Annotated in this window: 1 protein-coding gene; it reads right to left on the bottom strand. The window is 39.5% G+C overall.

From position 1 onward, the window contains the following. Positions 1-204: 204 nt before the first annotated feature. A complete protein-coding gene (locus AC1DSB_RS19810; RefSeq protein ID WP_477533359.1) occupies positions 205-975 on the bottom strand; it encodes a DUF817 domain-containing protein in 771 nt (256 codons plus the stop codon). Positions 976-1,058 lie beyond the last annotated feature (83 nt).

Consider the following 1,058-nt stretch of genomic DNA (forward strand, 5'->3'; position numbering starts at 1 on the left):
CCCCTAATAATTGCATTCCCGGAGTATTGTTAAATCAAAAGCTATTTAAAAAGAAAAAAGCAACAATTCGAACGTTGCTTTTTCCAGTTTATCTTATTCGGAATTTTGTACGCTAGGAGTACTTCAACCTAAAAAAAGTCGAATTCCTTACTATCCGAATTTTTTATAAAAGCGTTCTTAACAGTAATAGAAATTGTTTAGTATCTATCCTAGTGGAATTTTTCCCTTCACGCGCTTTAACGTCGCTACTATAAGGAAGCTAACAATCACTAATAGGAGCCATGAACTCACTTTTCCTAGATGAACGAGACTCCATGCATCGGTTTGGTTTGGATACTCCCAAGCTCCAAAGAACGTTGCGATATTTTCGGCTATCCAGATAAAAAATCCGATGAGCACAAAAGAAAGTGCGAGTGGCATACGGTAACGAGTTCCATCAACCACGTAAGTGACCCATGATTGCCAAAAGACGATAATTACGAGTCCAGATAACCACCAACGAACGTCAATCCAATAATGGTGGGTGAAAAAATTCAAATAAATCGCAGCTGCAAGAGGTACAACTACCAGAAACGGTGGCCACTTTACTAGTTCAACATTAAATCTCCTCCACGCCTGGCAAAGATAACTCGCTACACTTGCGTACATGAATCCGCTATAGAGAGGCACTCCAAAAATTTTGAAATATCCTTCCTCTGGATAAGACCAAGAGCCCATATGTACCTTGAAAATTTCAAGCGCAAGTCCAATAAGGTGGAACAATGTGATAACCTTTAGTTCATCCCGTGTTTCAAGCCCAGAACGTATCATCCACCACTGCATCAGAAGGCAGATGATGAGTAGCCAGTCATACCGTGGTAGAAATGGAAGTGGCATGATCTGTGTAAAAGCCAAAGAGGCAAAAATAACGACAGGAAACAAACATGATAAAGCCTGCTCCCAACCAAAACGAACGAGTTTTTTTAGTGCTCTCATGATTTGTGCCTCCTAAGGTTTTTACTGAATATTTGTAAGTCCTGCTTAGTAAAGTAGTTAAATAGATTTAGGGTTATGTACAT

The sequence above is a fragment of the Paenisporosarcina sp. P4_E4_2 genome, from assembly GCF_056401595.1.

Coding starts and splice junctions, on each gene's coding strand:
- AC1DSB_RS19810 (WP_477533359.1), bottom strand. CDS start 975: ATGAGAGCACTAAAAAAACTCGTTCGTTTTGGTTGGGAGCAGGCTTTA.